Here is a 14045-nt window from a genome sequence, read left to right as displayed (position 1 = left end):
ATTATGTTATCCCTTTTATTTTGAACCCTTATTTATTTTGGTTTCATAGCGTTTTCAATACGCGCTACTAAATCATTTAAGTGGAATTTAGTTAATCGATCAGATGAACTAGCTTGCTTTAATTGATTTTTCAATTCATTTAATTGACCTCTAGCAATTGAAGGAATATCAGTATCTGCTAAAACAATTCTTCTGCCATTAAAGAAAGTTACATTTGTTTTCTCGGTTGACATTGTTTCAATTAATTTAGAAACAAACAATTTCTGTAAATTTCTGCGGTAAATATCAATAGGAGCATTTGTTTTTATTTCAGAGAAAATGCCGTTTCTTAAATCACTCATTAATTCATCTACGGAATAATTAACTTTATTTTGAGAAGAAGTTTCTAATAAACGAACTAATCTATCTCCAGATAATAAGCTTGATAGAGTACCATCCTGAATTGATTTTACAGCTTCAACACCGTTTTCAGGTCTAATTTTAGATAAAATATTTTGATCTAATAGCCATTTTGGTGTTTTGAATAATTGTTCATTTAAAAACGCTACTGCATCATTTTGTATTGTAGAAGGAACTACTTCATATATGTTACCTTCCATATCATATGTTTTTGGTGTTTCATAGATTCCTCCAACATTTTTAGTAACATGACCCATGTAACGTCTATATTGCCCAGTTAAAGAATTGTATAATCCATTTAATTCTTCATAATCTTCACCATTCTCTTTACTCCATTCAATTAAGTTAGGTAAAATGCGTTTTAGATTTTTGATTCCATATTCTGATGCTTTCATTGCATTGTCACCTAAATCTTCCGTTTGATATCTTGGATCATATGGATTTGTTTCAGTACCAAACCATAAACGACGATTTTTATAAGCTTCTTTTGTCATTTCATTTAACAATGCTTTCTCTTCTTTTTCGTCTTTTGCACCGTTGAAATAAGAATAACCCCATTTAATAGCCCACTTGTCATAATCTCCAATTCTAGGAAATAAATCTGTTACTCCATCTTCTGGTTGCGCTACATAATTAAAACGAGCATAATCCATAATAGAAGAAGTATGACCATTTTTTTTCTGGAATTCTTTATCGCGAAGTTTTTCAACTGGTGTTGCATAACTAGCTCCCATGTTATGACGAAGTCCTAGTGTATGACCCACTTCATGAGCTGCCACAAAACGAATTAATTCGCCCATTAGTTTATCGTCAAACTTTTTATTTCTTGCTTTTGGATCTACTGCAGCAGTTTGGATTAAATACCAATCACGTAATAAACTCATAATGTTGTGATACCATCCAATATGACTTTCCATGATTTCTCCAGTTCTTGGATCGTGAACATTTGGTCCGTACGCATTTTGAATTTCCGCAGCAAAATAACGTAATACCGAAAAACGAGCATCTTCTAAACTCATTGTTGGGTCGTTTTCTGGCCAATATTCACCGCGAATAGCGTTTTTCCATCCAGCAAATTCAAAAGCTTCTTGCCAATCATCAATACCTTGCTTGATAAAAGGTTTCCATTTATCTGGAGTAGCAGGATCTAAATAATATACAATTGGTTTTTTAGGCTCGATAAGTTCACCACGTTTTTGTCTTTCAGCATCTTCCGCATTTTTAGGTTCTAAACGCCATCTTACCGCAAAAATATCGGTTTCTGCTTTATGAGAATCTTCTTCAAAAACATCATATCCATTTGCAAAATATCCAACTCTTTTATCAAAAGCACGTTTACGCATTGGATTTTCTGGAAGTAAAATAAAAGATGTGTTTAATTCCATTGTTACCACACCAGCATCTAATCCTGCAGGTAAATCAACTCCAATTTTTGGCATTGGATTTCTGGAAAGTTGTGGAGCAATTGTTGAAAAAGTTTTAGTAGTTCTAATTTCGGTATTAATTGGGAAACTTTTTATGAATTGAATAAACGATTTGTCTTTTTGAAAAGCTTGAATACTCAATAATTGCTTATTTATCGAATTTAAAGAGAACGTTTGTAAATCAGAATCAAACGCTGCTGTCATATCAATTACACTTGCGATATTGTTTTTACCTGATGCATCTTTTTTATAAGCCAATACATCATAAATTCCAATAATAGGATCGGCACTTGAATTTTTTACTGATTTTGTGATTGGTTTGTCTTCATCTGGTGTCATAATTACATAAGTAATAGAACGCAAGATAATGGTATTGTTTTGACCTTTCTCAAAACGTACTACCTGACGATTTACTTCTTCACCACCAAAAATTCCACCACCAGCTGGTGTTCTAGAATATCTAGTAATGGTCATAATTTCTTTTCCAATTAAAGAATCTGAAATTTCAAAAAGGTATTTTTCACCTACTTTATGAACATCAATAAGTCCATTTTGTGTTACAGCAGTTGAATCAATTACTTTTTTATAAGGTTTAGGTTCTTTTTTCCCATCTGGTTTCTTAGCATCTGTAGCTACGGTTTCCATTTTGGGTTTGTTTGTTACTTTCTTTTTGCTCTTTGTGGCACTGCAAGAAAATAGAAATAGTACCAAAATACTACTTAGGAGTGTCAGTTTGTTTTTCATTATTTATGTTAGTTTGTCCAAATTTATTTGAAATCAGTATTTTTTCTTACTATATTAAGTTTTTATTAAGAATTTTAACATTTTAATTCTTAGTCAATTATCTTAATTTGACTTAATTTTATTTTATATGCACGCATAGTATTTATTTTTTTGTATATTTGATTTTAAATTCAATACTAATGGAAAAACAATCGCTGACTTCGCTTTTACAAATTACACATCCCATTATTATGGCTCCAATGTTTTTGGTGTCGAATACTAAAATGGTTATAGAGGGGATGAAAAGTGGTGTAGCAGGATGTATTCCAGCATTGAATTATAGAACTTTAGACGAATTGAAAACGGCTATTCACGAATTAAAAGTTGCAAAAGTTTCAGGAGGAAGTTTTGGTTTTAATTTAATTGTAAATAAATCAAACGTAAAATATAAAGAGCAATTACGAGTTTTGTGTGATGAAGGTGTGGATTTTATTATTACATCTTTAGGCTCGCCAGAAGAAACTATCAAGGAAGCGCATAAAGTTGGAATTAAAGTTTTTTGTGATGTTACCGATTTAGCTTTCGCCAAAAAAGTAGAAAGTTTAGGTGCTGATGCTTTAATTGCGGTAAACAATCAAGCGGGAGGACACAGAGGCAATATTGATCCAGAAACTTTGATCAAACAATTAAATGAAAATACTTCATTACCCGTAATTTCAGCAGGTGGAGTAGGTAATAAAGCTGATTTAGATAGAATGTTAAGTTATGGAGCAGTTGGAGTTTCTGTTGGAAGTCCGTTTATTGCATCAAATGAAGCAAATGTATCTCAAGAATACAAACAAGCTTGTGTAGATTATGGCGCGAAAGATATTGTAATGACGGAAAGAATTTCAGGAACACCTTGTACAGTTATCAATACGCCTTATGTTCAAAAAGTAGGAACCAAACAAACTTGGTTAGAAACTTTATTAAACAAAAATAAAAGTCTAAAAAAATGGGTTAAAATGATTCGTTTTTATATTGGAATGAAAGCTACTGAAAAAGCGGCAACACAAGTAACCTATAAAACCGTTTGGGTGGCAGGACCAAGTATTGAAGATACAAAAGCTATTTTGCCCGTTGCTGCAATTGTAGCTAAACTAGTTAACTAGTCAATTTATATATACATTTGTAAAAATAATTCCAATGAAAAGAGTCGCTCATTATATCATAACTTCATTAACCGTTTTAATTTTCGGTTATCTGTTGTTGCATAGTAATGATACTTCGACTATTTCTCAACCTCTAAAAAAGGAATCTACAAAAGAAATTTCGCTTCATTTTAATCAAGGAAAAATTGATTTTAATCAGGAAGGAATTCAAAAAGAATCCTTATCATTAAAAACGAATCAAAATTATTCGGGTTCAAGTGAAATTATTAGAAAGCAAATTCCTTCTTTTTTATTACCAACTTCTGTAATTCAATTGGAGTTATTCAATAAAAATAGTTTCGAAGTTTTCTTTGTAAAAAAGAACCTTTTATATCTGTTTTTCAATACATCTAGAATCATATTTCCGTTTCATTATTTCTGGTAAAATTTATTTTAAGTTTCGCTAATCCCTTGTAAATATTATACCTGGGAAATTTTATTATGCACATAATTTAAAATAAATTCAAAATGGATACTACCAACACTATTATAGGAATCGTATTTTTTTCATTAATTGTTATTCCTATTTTCATTATCAATAATAATATTAGAAAAAGAAAAAATCAATTATTAAACACGTTAAACGAATTATTATCTGACAAAAACACTAAGTTTTTAGATACCGATTTTTGGTCAAACAATTCAGGAATTGGATTAAAAGGTGATATTTTAGCTTTCTTTAGAAAAGGTGAAGAAGCCCAAGTTAATGAGGTTGTTGATTTAAGAGAAGTTAAAAAATGTGCTTTAGTTCAATTTGATAAACATGGAAACGTTCCAAAAAACAACCACGAAATCAACAAGCTAGCATTGTATTTAACTTTAGATAATCATAAAGAGATCAATTTAATTTTCTTTCATGCTGATGCTAAAAATTTCATCATCGGAGAAGAATTTAGAATTGCAAAAAAATGGTTTGATATTATTACAAGTAAAATCTAAAAGTAAAAAAGCCTCAGAAATGAGGCTTTTTTTTGTATTTCGAGTAAAATTATTCAACTACAATTTCAAATGTTTTATCCCAATTTTTACCTGTTACAAAATACGTTTTCGTTGCAGGATTGTAAGCAATTCCATTTAAAACATCTATTTCTGCATGTTTTGTAACTTTTGTTTTTAATTCGCTTAGATTAATAATAGCTTCGATAGAACCATTCTTAGGATTTATAATAGCAATAGCATCTTTTTGATACACATTTGCCCATATTTTTCCATTAATCCATTCCATTTCATTAACGGCTTCAATTTTAGCACCGTTTGTATATACATTAATGAAATCTTCAACTTTTAAAGTTTCAGGATTTAAAATATAAATTCTTTCAGTTCCATCACTCATATAAAGTTTTTCACCATCATTCGTAATTCCCCATCCATCCATTTCGTAAGGAAATGTTTTTTCTAATTTAAAAGTTTTGGCATCGTAAACAAATCCTGTTTTTTCTTTCCAAGTTAATTGATAAATTTTATCTTTCAAAACCGTAATTCCTTCACCAAAAAACTTGTCTTCTAACTTAATTTGTTCGGTTACTTTCCCAGTTTTATAATCGGTTTTTCTTAAAGTAGATTCTTTGTATTGTCCCGTTCCTTCTAATAAAACACCATTGTAGAATTCAAATCCTTGTGTGTAAGCATTAATGTCATGCGGATATGTATTGACAATTTTATAATTCAAAATCTTTGGTTCTGCACTCGCATAAATAGAAAATCCAGAGGTAATGTCAATATTTTTTCCTTCAAAGTAAACTAATGCTTTAATTGTTTGGTTACCCAATTTCTGATTACTCAATGCAAAAGGTAATTTTTCGTTTCCTTTTACCGAACCAATTTTAACTTCGTTAATGTAGTAAACAACTGAATCAATCGTTTTATTTTCTTTGTTTTGTAAGACCAAATCAATACTTTCTTCTAGCTTAAGAATTGGTTTTATAGTAGGATTTTCAATCGAAAATAAATTTTTTAATGCATTTTCATCTTCTTTACATGACGTAGAAATTACGCCTAAAACTATGAAAGCGAATAGCTTAACTTTTAACATGGTTGAAATATTTAATAAGGTAAATATACAATGATTTTTTATACTCACAATTGCCTTGCAAAAATATAAAAAGGTTGTATATTTGCACCGGCAAGTCCTACACGACCAGCTCCTGCAGACTCCTCCAGGGTGGGAACACAGCAAAGGTATGTGGTTGTAGCGGTGCGATGTAGGTCGCTTGCCATTTTTTATTTCTCTTGAATTGTGGTCCCGATTGTTCGGGATTTTTTATTTTTACACCAATTCTAATTCCTATGCAAATATCTTGGCAAATTGTTCGCTTACAACTAAAAGAAACGTTTTCAATTAGTTATGGAAGTTACTCGTTTAGAGAAGCCTTAATTGTTTCGCTTTCCAATTACGGAAAAATAGGCTTTGGAGAATGCACAGCCATTGATTATTACGGAATTAATTTATCCGATTTCACTAAGAAATTAGTCGAAATTCAAACTCAAATTGAAAAACAATCTATAAAGCATCCTTCCGAATTTTATACGTTTTTGGAAAATTTACAATTGCATTCTTTTTTACGTTCGGCTTTAGATTGTGCTTATTGGGATTTATTTGGAAAGTTAGAAAACAAAAGTTTCATGGAATTAAATTCTATTGAAGTAACACAATTGCCAGAGTCTTCTATCACAATAAGTGTGGCATCCATTGAAGAGCAACTGCAAAAAATAGCAAAATCCGATTGGAATAAATTCAAGATAAAATGGAATCATTACGATGGGAAAGCGTTGGATTTATTACTGAATTGTGAAAAAGAAATTGCTTTAGATGCTAACGGAAGTTTCTCAATTTCTGAATGTCAACAACTGGAAGAAAATCCGTCATCAGCTCAATTTACTTACATTGAACAACCGATGAAAATCGGATTTTCAAATTATTCACATTTGAATGCTTCCAAATTTGCGAATTGGATGGCTGATGAAGATTGCCAAGAACAAACCAAACTTTCCGATTTAAAATCACATTATAAAACCATCAATATCAAATTAGTCAAAACGGGTGGATTGACTCCAGCTTTACAATTAATTAAAGAAGCACGAGCAAACGATTTCAAAATCATGATAGGTTGCATGACCGAATCTACCGTAGGAATTTCTGCTGGAGCAGTTTTGGTTCCGTTAGTGGATTATGTCGATTTAGATGGCGCGAATTTAATTGCTAACGACATCGCTTTTGGAAGCGCCATCGAAAAAGGAAAAGTGTTGCTTTCAGAGAAAGTTGGGTTAGGAATTTCCTTGAAATAATTTAAAGCCGTATTTTCGCACTATAATTCACACTAAAATGAGTAAAGTAGTATTAATTACAGGTGGTTCATCAGGAATTGGGAAATCAATTGGCGAGTTTTTGCAACAGAAAGGTTTTGTGGTATATGGTACAAGCCGAAATCCTGAAAAAATCACGAATTCGATATTTCCATTAGTAGCTTTGGATGTTCGCGATAAGCAAAGTATTGTTAATTGTGTTACCGAAGTGATTCAAAAATCAGGACGATTGGATATTGTAATTAATAATGCTGGTGTTGGAATAACTGGTCCTATTGAAGAAATTCCAACAGAAGAAATCCGAAATAATTTTGAGACGAATTTATTTGGACCAATCGAAGTGATGAAAGCGGTTTTACCTCAAATGCGAGAACAAAAATCGGGTTTGATTATTAATATTACTTCTATTGCTGGCTATATGGGATTGCCTTATCGTGGGATTTACTCGGCTTCAAAAGGCGCATTAGAATTAATTACCGAAGCGTTGCGAATGGAAGTAAAATCATTTGGAATCCAAATTACAAATGTAGCTCCAGGCGATTTTGCTACCAATATTGCTGCAGGGCGTTATCATGCTCCAGTTATCAAAGGTTCGGCCTACGAAGTTCCTTATGGAAACACCTTAAAAGAGATGGATTCGCACGTAGAAAGCGGTAGTAACCCAAACGAAATGGCAGAAGCAATTTTTTCTATTATCCAAACAAAAAATCCTAAAGTGCATTATAAAGTTGGAGCTTTTTTACAGAAATTCTCTATTGTTTTAAAACGTATTTTGCCTGATACGATGTATGAAAAAATGTTGATGAAGCATTATAAGTTGTAGTTCATTAAGTTTATTTCAAATTTAAGGTATTCAAAAATGGAAGATAGATTTTTATGTCCGAATTGTCAAGAAGTAGAATATTTTTTTGATGGCGAAAAATTAAGATGTCCAAAGTGTAATCAAAACGATTTTGAATCTGCTTTACATCAAAGTGAAGGAAATATAGAATATCAAAAACTCTCAAAATTAAGCAACCCTTTTTTCGAATTAGTTTTTGGTGAAATATACGATTGTGATGTTATTTATAATGGTAAAATTGAAAAAACAGCTATTGTTCCAATAAATTCAAATCCAAAATTCAATCAATTGTTTTTTCTTTTTGATATAAATTATTGTGAACAAAATAATCCTAAGATTGTTGAGACTTTAAAGAAAAAAACTTTTTCAGAGCTTTGGGATTTAGATATAAAGCACAAATTATTTGATAAATTTGATTGTTCAATAATTATAGGTTCAACAAGTGATGAAAATTCAATTATGAGTTATGATGGTTGGATTTTTAAAAATTTTCAAAAAAAGAATCAATATAACTTCTAAATCTATTTACGTTTAAACTTTTGAACTTGTCCTTGCCCTTGAATATGGAATTTTTTATTCGTACTTTTGTCAACACAATTAATCCTGAGCTTGTCGAAGGACAAAACAACACACAATACTTTAAAATTTAAAAAAATGAAATTTTTTATTGACACAGCTAATTTAGAGCAAATTAAAGAAGCACAAGAATTAGGAATTTTAGATGGAGTTACTACAAACCCATCGTTAATGGCTAAAGAAGGCATTACAGGAAAAAACAATATCCTAAAACATTACGTAGACATTTGTAACATTGTTGACGGTGATGTAAGTGCAGAAGTAAATGCAATGGATTTAGAAGGTATGATTAGAGAAGGTGAGGAGTTAGCTGACTTACACGAACAAATCGTTGTGAAATTACCTATGACTAAAGAAGGTGTTAAAGCTTGTAAATATTTCTCTGATAAAGGAATTAAAACAAATGTTACTTTAGTATTCTCAGCTGGTCAAGCTTTATTAGCGGCTAAAGCTGGTGCTACTTATGTTTCTCCTTTCTTAGGAAGATTAGATGATATTTCAACTGACGGATTAAATTTAATTGAAGAAATTAGAGATATCTATGATAACTATGGTTTTGAAACGCAAATTTTAGCAGCTTCAGTGCGTCATACCATGCATGTTGTAAATTGTGCTAAAATTGGTGCAGATGTTATGACAGGACCTTTATCATCAATTACTGGATTATTGAAACATCCATTAACAGATATCGGAATCGCTCAGTTTATTGCAGATTACGAAAAAGGAAATAAATAATTTTTCAAGTATATAAAAAAAGCGTTCTGATTAGAACGCTTTTTTTATGATTATAATTTATTTTATTTCAAATTCTGTTCAAAATTCACATCAAACAAATTGGCAAACCCGTTTTTAATAGTTCCATCTGCATTTAAGATGATAATTCTGTGAATTTTTGTAATTACCCATTGTTTTCTGATAGTTTCAAAGTCTACAGCATGAAGTTCTTTTGCACCTTTGAAATTATATTTTCTCATGGCATTTTCCCAATTGATTTTAGAATCATTCACATTCACTGCCACAAATTCATACTCTGGATATTTGGCTCTTAAATCATTAATTTTCTTGTGTGAAGCTACAAAATGGGATTCTGCATGACTAGTCCAAAAGAATAAAATAGTTGGTTTTTTTATGATGTTATTAATATCAACAGGTTGGTTTGCAGTATCAATCAAATCGATTTTAGGTAAACGATTACCCACTTTCAAATTCTGAACCGAATTGTATATTTCTGTAATTTCTTTTTTGTTTTTATCGTCAGTAGTTAATTGTAAGTAACGCTCAATAAACTTCTGATTGTTGTACATATTTTGGTCTTGTAGCAAATACATCATTGCCACGTTATTCAATACAACGTTTTTGACTTTTTGATTTTTAATTAAAGTATCGGTAATATTTAACTTTTCAATATTGTTTTCTAACGAATTTTCATTTAAGTCCAGATGATCTTTTTGTAAAGAAACGTTATTCAACATTACACTTACATATTTAATAAATGGAGAATAATTCGTTAATAATGCATTTTCAAAATCAACATCCTTTCTATGTTCGTAATAATTTGATGGTAATTTAGTTCTAATATTTTCACCAGTTCTAAATTGGTGAGCATAAGGATAAATCTCTTTTTTTGTAATGTGATGAAAATTTAAGCAAGCTTTAGCCACTACATCAAAGTTTTCATCCCAACCAATTTCAGCTTTGCGTTTTAAATAAAATGATTTACGAATGGCAAAACTTGAGTCAATATTTTTAATAAAGCTTTTTACATCCTTATCAAAATTGTCATACATTTTATCTTTGTCGGCTTCATTTTTCAAATACAATTCCATTAAGAAATTATTTTTCTCATCGCCACGACCACAAAAAACAACTGAGTTATCAAAATCAAATGTATTTACTCTGACCATCAAACTATCATTTTTATCAAAGTACACATATTGATATTCAGGATTGTGCTTAAAGGTATATAATCCGGGAGCTAATGAATCAAATTTATGCATGAAACGATTGTTTTTATCTAAATAAATCGTATCAATAACTTCATCGTCTTTTAAAAACAATACAAATTTTTCTTGAGGATTCAAGATTTCTCCACCAAAATATGCCACGTAATCATCTTCTTTAAAGACCTTTTTACATGAAGTCAAAGTTGAGAAAAGGGCGATAGATAGGGGTAAAAAATATTTAATGTAATTTTTAATCATGCATTTGATTATTAATTCAGAAACAAATGTATCAGATATATTCAAATCTAGTTGTTAATGTACAGTTAAAATAAACCTATATTAATTCTAAATTAAAGTGTTCAAAAATCTACTATTTTTAGTACTTTTGCAACAATTTTAATAAAAAAATATAAAATGTTAACAGTTTCAAACTTATCGGTTCAATTTGGAAAACGAGTTTTATTCGATGAAGTAAATACCACTTTCACTCAAGGAAATTGCTACGGAATCATTGGAGCCAATGGTGCTGGGAAATCTACTTTCATGAAAATTATAGCTGGCGAAATGGAGCCTACCTCTGGTAGAGTTATTCTTGAACCAGGAAAGCGTATGTCGGTTTTAAACCAAAATCACAATTTATTTGACGAATATACAGTTTTAGATACTGTAATGATGGGAAATAAAGTATTACATGCAATTAAGGCGGAAATGGATGCTTTATATGCTGATTATACAGATGAAAATGCCAATAGAATAGGAGAGTTACAATTACAGTTTGACGAAATGAACGGTTGGAATGCAGAGAGTGATGCTGCAACTATGTTATCAAACTTAGGAATTGGTCCAGAGTATCATTACACTATGATGGCTGATTTGGATGGTAAACTTAAAGTTCGTGTGTTATTAGCGCAAGCATTATTTGGAAATCCAGATGTATTGATAATGGATGAGCCTACTAATGACTTAGATTTTGAAACCATTGGTTGGTTAGAGAATTTCTTAGCTAATTATGAAAATACCGTTTTAGTAGTTTCTCACGACCGTCACTTTTTAGATGCCGTTTGTACCCACATTTCAGATATCGATTTTGGAAAAATTACCCATTATTCAGGAAATTATACATTTTGGTACGAGTCTTCACAATTAGCGGCTCGTCAGAAAGCACAACAAAATAAGAAGGCTGAAGAGAAAAAAGCAGAATTAGAAGAGTTTATCCGTCGTTTTAGCGCTAACGTTGCCAAATCGAAACAAGCAACTTCTCGTAAAAAAATGATTGAAAAATTAAATTTAGACGAGATTAAACCTTCTAGCAGAAGATATCCAGCCATCATTTTTGAAACCGAAAGAGAAGCCGGAGATCAAATTTTAAATATACAAAACTTAGCAGCTTCAGTAGAAGGTGAAACCTTGTTTAAAAATGTAGATTTAAACATGGCTAAAGGGGATAAGATTGTTGTTTTCTCAAAAGATTCAAGAGCTACAACTGCTTTTTATGAAATTTTGAACAATAAAATGACTCCTGATGCTGGTACATTTGATTGGGGTATTACCACTACACAATCGTATTTGCCAGTAGATAATCATGAATTTTTTGACGGTGTAGATTTGAATTTAGTGGATTGGTTACGTCAATGGGCAAAAACTGAAGAAGAGCGTGATGAAGTTTATGTTCGTGGATTCTTAGGAAAAATGATTTTCTCAGGAGAAGAAGCCTTAAAAAAATGTAATGTATTATCTGGAGGAGAAAAAGTACGTTGTATGTTGTCTCGTATGATGATGATTAGAGCTAACGTTTTAATGCTAGATGAACCAACGAATCACTTAGACCTTGAGTCAATTACGGCTTTCAATAACTCGTTGAAGAATTTTAAAGGTTCAGTTTTATTTACAACACATGACCACGAGTTTGCGCAAACAGTTGCTAACAGAATCTTAGAGTTAACTCCAAACGGTGCTATTGACAGATACATGACATTTGATGAATATCTAGAAGATGACAAAATCAAAGAATTAAGAAAAAAAATGTATTCTTAACATCAATCCCGTTGCTATTTTTAGTAACGGGATTTTTTTTACAATACGATTGCTATTAGAAATATAAATTCTAAATTTGTACAAACAACACACTATGAGTCAAAAAGTTTTGCTCACTTCAAAAGAAGTACACATTATCTTACACCGATTAGCTTGTCAACTAATTGAAAATCATTTAGATTTCTCCAATACTGTTTTAGTAGGATTACAACCAAGAGGTAAATATTTAGCGGAAAGAATTAAACAAATTCTGGAATCGGACTATAATATTTCTAATATTCAATTGGGATTTTTAGATATTACTTTCTTTCGCGATGATTTCAGAAGAGGCGAAAAACCTTTGGAAGCTAACAAAACCCAGATAAATTTCTTAGTTGAAGATAAAAAAGTAGTCTTTATCGATGACGTTTTATATACCGGAAGAAGCATCAATGCGGCTTTAACTGCAATACAATCTTTCGGAAGACCATCAGAAGTAGAACTTTTAACACTTATCGATAGAAGATTCAGCCGACATTTACCAATTCAACCTGATTATAGAGGAAGACAAGTGGATGCCATAAACAATGAAAAAGTAATTGTAAAATGGCAAGAAAACGATGGAGAAGATGCCGTTTATTTGGTAACAAAATAATTTAACAATAAACACTAACTACAAACAACAAACAACCAAAATAAATGAAAGAATTATCAGTAAATCATTTAATCGGAATAAAATATATTACCAAACAAGATATTGATTTAATTTTCGAAACGGCCGACCATTTCAAAGAAGTTATCAATCGACCTATCAAAAAAGTGCCGTCTTTGCGAGATGTTACCATTGCCAATATTTTCTTTGAGAACAGTACTAGAACCAAATTATCTTTCGAATTAGCTCAAAAAAGACTTTCAGCAGATGTGATTAGTTTTTCGGCAGCGCAATCTTCGGTTAAAAAAGGAGAAACTTTGATTGATACCGTAAACAACATTTTATCTATGAAAGTAGATATGGTGGTGATGCGTCACAGTAGCCCAGGAGCGGCTCATTTTTTGTCGCAGAATATTGGAGCAAGTGTTGTAAATGCTGGAGATGGAGCTCACGAACATCCAACGCAAGCCTTATTAGATAGTTTTACGATTAGAGAAAAACTAGGCGATGTTGGTGGTAAGAAAATCGTAATCGTAGGCGATATTTTACACTCAAGAGTAGCGTTATCCAATATTTTCGCACTTCAAATGCAAGGAGCAGAAGTAAAAGTATGCGGACCAAAAACATTAATTCCTAAATACATTGAATCTCTTGGTGTAACAGTGGAACCAAATCTTCGTAAAGCTTTAGAATGGGCAGATGTAGCGAATATGTTACGTGTTCAAAACGAACGCTTAGATGTGAGTTATTTCCCTACGACTAGAGAATACACCCAACAATACGGTGTTACCAAAGAATTATTAGATTCACTAAACAAAGAAATCGTAATCATGCACCCAGGACCAATCAACAGAGGAGTGGAGATTACTTCTGATGTTGCCGATTCACAACAATCGGTGATTTTGGAGCAAGTAGAAAATGGAGTTGCCGTTCGTATGGCAGTGATTTATTTATTGGCAAGTAAGATTAAAAATTAGTATC

Annotated in this window: 13 protein-coding genes and 1 other RNA gene; 11 read left to right on the top strand and 3 right to left on the bottom strand. The window is 31.4% G+C overall.

The window, feature by feature from the left end; genetic code table 11:
* Nucleotides 1-32: 32 nt before the first annotated feature.
* Nucleotides 33-2468, bottom strand: a complete 2436-nt coding sequence (locus V7P59_RS05335; protein WP_333809119.1) for a zinc-dependent metalloprotease — start codon at nt 2466-2468, stop codon at nt 33-35.
* A gap of 278 nt (nt 2469-2746) precedes the next feature.
* Here V7P59_RS05335 and V7P59_RS05330 point away from each other — a divergent pair, with 278 nt between their 5' ends.
* The 3 genes from V7P59_RS05330 to V7P59_RS05320 all read left to right on the top strand — a co-directional run bounded on the left by V7P59_RS05330 (nt 2747) and on the right by V7P59_RS05320 (nt 4675).
* Nucleotides 2747-3697 carry an NAD(P)H-dependent flavin oxidoreductase gene (locus V7P59_RS05330; protein ID WP_333809118.1) on the top strand — a complete coding sequence of 317 codons (951 nt, stop codon included), beginning with the start codon at nt 2747-2749 and terminating at the stop codon, nt 3695-3697.
* 34 nt (nt 3698-3731) lie between these two features.
* Entirely contained in the window at nt 3732-4121 is a 390-nt protein-coding gene (locus V7P59_RS05325) for a hypothetical protein (RefSeq protein ID WP_333809117.1), read from the top strand.
* Nucleotides 4122-4204: 83 nt separating this feature from the next.
* The gene (locus tag V7P59_RS05320; RefSeq protein ID WP_333809116.1) at nt 4205-4675 is read left to right on the top strand and encodes a hypothetical protein; all 471 of its coding nucleotides are present in this window, start codon (nt 4205-4207) and stop codon (nt 4673-4675) included.
* 49 nt (nt 4676-4724) lie between these two features.
* On the opposite strand, the gene V7P59_RS05315 is transcribed toward V7P59_RS05320, so the two are convergent.
* On the bottom strand, nt 4725-5768 hold the full coding sequence (locus tag V7P59_RS05315; RefSeq protein ID WP_333809115.1) for a glutaminyl-peptide cyclotransferase: 1044 nt from the start codon (nt 5766-5768) through the stop codon (nt 4725-4727).
* 88 nt (nt 5769-5856) lie between these two features.
* Between V7P59_RS05315 and ffs the strand changes: the two genes are divergently transcribed.
* The 5 genes from ffs (at nt 5857) to fsa (ending at nt 9191) form a co-directional block, all read left to right on the top strand.
* An RNA gene (ffs, locus tag V7P59_RS05310) (signal recognition particle sRNA small type) lies at nt 5857-5954 on the top strand.
* A 68-nt stretch (nt 5955-6022) separates the two neighbouring features.
* Nucleotides 6023-7021 (top strand): enolase C-terminal domain-like protein, encoded by a 999-nt coding sequence (locus V7P59_RS05305; protein WP_333809114.1) that lies wholly within the window; start codon nt 6023-6025, stop codon nt 7019-7021.
* A 37-nt stretch (nt 7022-7058) separates the two neighbouring features.
* Nucleotides 7059-7862, top strand: a complete 804-nt coding sequence (locus V7P59_RS05300; protein WP_333809113.1) for an SDR family oxidoreductase — start codon at nt 7059-7061, stop codon at nt 7860-7862.
* Between the two features lie 36 nt (nt 7863-7898).
* Nucleotides 7899-8399: a hypothetical protein gene (locus tag V7P59_RS05295; protein ID WP_333809112.1), complete on the top strand. Its 501-nt coding sequence runs from the start codon at nt 7899-7901 to the stop codon at nt 8397-8399.
* Between the two features lie 135 nt (nt 8400-8534).
* Nucleotides 8535-9191 carry a fructose-6-phosphate aldolase gene (fsa, locus tag V7P59_RS05290; RefSeq protein WP_194096922.1) on the top strand — a complete coding sequence of 219 codons (657 nt, stop codon included), beginning with the start codon at nt 8535-8537 and terminating at the stop codon, nt 9189-9191.
* Between the two features lie 62 nt (nt 9192-9253).
* Here the strand turns inward: fsa and V7P59_RS05285 are convergent, their stop codons facing one another.
* Nucleotides 9254-10657, bottom strand: a complete 1404-nt coding sequence (locus tag V7P59_RS05285) for a TlpA family protein disulfide reductase (RefSeq protein WP_333809111.1) — start codon at nt 10655-10657, stop codon at nt 9254-9256.
* Between the two features lie 156 nt (nt 10658-10813).
* On the opposite strand from V7P59_RS05285, the gene V7P59_RS05280 reads away from it, so the two are divergent.
* The 3 genes from V7P59_RS05280 (at nt 10814) to V7P59_RS05270 (ending at nt 14041) form a co-directional block, all read left to right on the top strand.
* Nucleotides 10814-12433, top strand: a complete 1620-nt coding sequence (locus V7P59_RS05280; RefSeq protein ID WP_333809110.1) for an ABC-F family ATP-binding cassette domain-containing protein — start codon at nt 10814-10816, stop codon at nt 12431-12433.
* Nucleotides 12434-12527: 94 nt separating this feature from the next.
* Nucleotides 12528-13067 (top strand): bifunctional pyr operon transcriptional regulator/uracil phosphoribosyltransferase PyrR, encoded by a 540-nt coding sequence (gene pyrR, locus V7P59_RS05275; protein WP_333809109.1) that lies wholly within the window; start codon nt 12528-12530, stop codon nt 13065-13067.
* A 44-nt stretch (nt 13068-13111) separates the two neighbouring features.
* Entirely contained in the window at nt 13112-14041 is a 930-nt protein-coding gene (locus V7P59_RS05270; RefSeq protein WP_194096931.1) for an aspartate carbamoyltransferase catalytic subunit, read from the top strand.
* Nucleotides 14042-14045 lie beyond the last annotated feature (4 nt).

The sequence above is a fragment of the Flavobacterium sp. genome (genome assembly GCF_036782315.1).
GTDB lineage: Bacteria > Bacteroidota > Bacteroidia > Flavobacteriales > Flavobacteriaceae > Flavobacterium.
This window is presented reverse-complemented; position numbering and strand designations above follow the sequence as displayed.

Coding starts and splice junctions, on each gene's coding strand:
- V7P59_RS05335 (WP_333809119.1), bottom strand. CDS start 2,468: ATGGAAACCGTAGCTACAGATGCTAAGAAACCAGATGGGAAAAAAGAA.
- V7P59_RS05330 (WP_333809118.1), top strand. CDS start 2,747: ATGGAAAAACAATCGCTGACTTCGCTTTTACAAATTACACATCCCATT.
- V7P59_RS05325 (WP_333809117.1), top strand. CDS start 3,732: ATGAAAAGAGTCGCTCATTATATCATAACTTCATTAACCGTTTTAATT.
- V7P59_RS05320 (WP_333809116.1), top strand. CDS start 4,205: ATGGATACTACCAACACTATTATAGGAATCGTATTTTTTTCATTAATT.
- V7P59_RS05315 (WP_333809115.1), bottom strand. CDS start 5,768: ATGTTAAAAGTTAAGCTATTCGCTTTCATAGTTTTAGGCGTAATTTCT.
- V7P59_RS05305 (WP_333809114.1), top strand. CDS start 6,023: ATGCAAATATCTTGGCAAATTGTTCGCTTACAACTAAAAGAAACGTTT.
- V7P59_RS05300 (WP_333809113.1), top strand. CDS start 7,059: ATGAGTAAAGTAGTATTAATTACAGGTGGTTCATCAGGAATTGGGAAA.
- V7P59_RS05295 (WP_333809112.1), top strand. CDS start 7,899: ATGGAAGATAGATTTTTATGTCCGAATTGTCAAGAAGTAGAATATTTT.
- fsa (WP_194096922.1), top strand. CDS start 8,535: ATGAAATTTTTTATTGACACAGCTAATTTAGAGCAAATTAAAGAAGCA.
- V7P59_RS05285 (WP_333809111.1), bottom strand. CDS start 10,657: ATGATTAAAAATTACATTAAATATTTTTTACCCCTATCTATCGCCCTT.
- V7P59_RS05280 (WP_333809110.1), top strand. CDS start 10,814: ATGTTAACAGTTTCAAACTTATCGGTTCAATTTGGAAAACGAGTTTTA.
- pyrR (WP_333809109.1), top strand. CDS start 12,528: ATGAGTCAAAAAGTTTTGCTCACTTCAAAAGAAGTACACATTATCTTA.
- V7P59_RS05270 (WP_194096931.1), top strand. CDS start 13,112: ATGAAAGAATTATCAGTAAATCATTTAATCGGAATAAAATATATTACC.